At 70.1% G+C, this 2,298-nt stretch carries 2 protein-coding genes and 1 pseudogene; 1 reads left to right on the forward strand and 2 read right to left on the reverse strand.

Going from position 1 to position 2,298, the window contains the following annotated elements:
* Positions 1-1,256: pseudogene (locus AC1D01_RS30840) on the forward strand (hypothetical protein); the annotation flags it as partial.
* On the opposite strand, the gene ispF reads toward AC1D01_RS30840, so the two are convergent.
* The gene (gene ispF, locus AC1D01_RS30845; RefSeq protein WP_477873233.1) at positions 1,246-1,749 is read right to left on the reverse strand and encodes a 2-C-methyl-D-erythritol 2,4-cyclodiphosphate synthase; all 504 of its coding nucleotides are present in this window, start codon (positions 1,747-1,749) and stop codon (positions 1,246-1,248) included. The pseudogene AC1D01_RS30840 and the gene ispF overlap by 11 nt on opposite strands.
* On the reverse strand, positions 1,749-2,298 hold a 550-nt coding region (locus tag AC1D01_RS30850; protein WP_477873235.1), incomplete at its 5' end, for an IspD/TarI family cytidylyltransferase. The genes AC1D01_RS30850 and ispF, both read right to left, overlap by 1 nt.

Here is a 2,298-nt window from a genome sequence, read left to right on the forward strand (position 1 = left end):
AGCACCGCCTGGGCCGCCTGCTGGCGACGCTGGGCACCTCCGGCGCCTTGCTGGCCACCGCCCCGCTCGCGCAGGCCGGCGAGTACCTGCTGACCGACCTCGGCGGCTTCGGCGGCGACTGGATCGGCATGGTCGCGACCGGCCTGAACGACAGCGGCCAGGTGGTCGGCTATGCCTATGCGCGCGGCAACAACGGCTGGTCGTCCGACGACACCTACATGGCCTTCGTGACCGGCGCCAACGGCATCGGCCTGACCAGCATCCCGACGCTGGGCGGCAGCTGGAACAAGGCGTCCGCCATCAACAACCAGGGCTGGGTCGTCGGCACCTCGTCGATCAACGCCGACAACGGCGACGCACCGGACGACACCCGCGCCTTCGTGATGCAAGGCCCCGGCGCCACGCCGCGCAGCCTCGGGTCGGCCGGCAACAGCACGGCGTCGAAGATCAATGCCGGCGGCCAGGTCACCGGCAACTTCATCAACGCCGACGGGCTGCAGCGCGGATTCGTCACCAAGCCGGGCGCCGGCGCCATCCAGCCGATCGGCACGCTGGGCGGCGCGACCTCGACGGCCAACGGCATCAATGCCGCCGGCACGGTGGCGGTCAATGCAGAGAACCGCGTGCGCGGCGACCCGACGGAGCCGGTGCGCTCGCGCGGCGCGCTGGCCGACGCGAGCAACCAGGCGCTGACCGAGGTGAAGGTTCCCGGCTACGACTACGACAACATCGACACGATCTCTGGCGTTTCAGACATCAACGACCGCGGTCAGGTGCTGAGCGGCGCCGCGAGGTTCTATGGCCCGGACGGCGGTGTCTTCCTCACCCAAGCAAACGGTGCCGTGAAGAGGATCGACCTGGAGCAGCTGGTCACGTTCCAGGGGGGTCGGGAGGAGTTCTATGCGGGGGGCAGCGCGATCAACAACCTGGGCCAGATCGCGGGCAGTTACACCTTCTCGCCCTACCTCTATTCCCATGCCTTCATCACAGGCCCGAACGGCAGCGACCCGGTCGACGTCAACGACCTGACGTTCGTCAATGCCGACCCGTCGTTCAACGACCTCTTCCTGTACGCGAGCGAAATCAACGACCGCGGGCAGTTCATCGTCACCACGCTCGGCAGCCGCGCGTTCCTGGTGACGCCGGTGCCGGAGCCGGCGGTGGTGCTGATGATGGTGTGCGGGCTCGCGTGGGTGTGCTGGCGGCGGCGCGGCAGCGTCCCGGATTGGCATCCGGGCTACCGATTCACGGCTTGATCAGCAGGCAGACCGCGCGCGCCTCGATCGCTTCGAGGCGGCCGACCGGGCCCATCTTCTCGGCCGTCTTGGCCTTCACGTTGACCCGGTCGACATCGAGGCCGAGCGCACCGGCCAGGCGCTGGCGCATCGTCAGGATGTGCGGCGCCATCTTCGGCTGCTGCGCAACGATGGTGCTGTCGACATTGGCGATCTCCCAGCCCTCGGCCCGCACGCGGCGCGCCGCCTCGGCGAGCAACGCGAGCGAATCGGCGCCGTGGAACTGCGGGTCGGTGTCGGGGAAATGCTTGCCGATGTCGCCGAGCGCGGCGGCACCGAACAGCGCATCGGTCAGCGCATGGCACAGCGCATCGGCATCGGAATGGCCGAGCAGCCCGTGCGTGTGCGGGATCTCGACGCCGCCCAGCACCAGCTTGCGGTCGGCCACCAGCTGGTGCGTGTCCCAGCCCTCGCCGATGCGCATCGCCGGCAGCTTGTTGCGGTTCGGATTCATCAGCGCGTCCTCAGCAGTCGTTCGGCCAACGCGAAGTCGTCCGGGTAGGTGATCTTCAGGTTCTCCAGCGCGCCGCGCACCAGCAGCGGCGAGCGGCCCTGCGCCTCGATCGCGCTCGCCTCGTCGGTGACCTGGTCGCCGGCATGCAGCAGCGCCTCGCGCAGCCGGCCGATGCGGAACATCTGCGGCGTCTGCGCCTGCCACTTGTGGCGACGCTCCAGCGTGGCTTCGCTGCGGCCCTGCACCTCGTGCTTCAGCGTGTCGGCCAGCGGCAGCGCCAGCAGGCCGCCGACCGCATCGTGCAGGCACACGTCGATCAGGCGGTCGATCCACTCGGGGCGCACCAGGCAGCGCGCGGCATCGTGCACCAGCGCCCAGTCGTCGGCGTGTGCACCGCGCGCCAGCAGCTCGGCCAGGCCGTTGGCCACCGTCTGCGCGCGGGTCTCGCCGCCGACGCGCGCGGCCCAGCCGGTGAAGGCCGGCGCGTGCGATTCGAATGCGGTGTCGGTGGGGCTCAGCACGACCAGCACGTTCGCGAGCCGCGCCACC

The sequence above is a fragment of the Rhizobacter sp. P3_B12 genome (assembly GCF_056402895.1).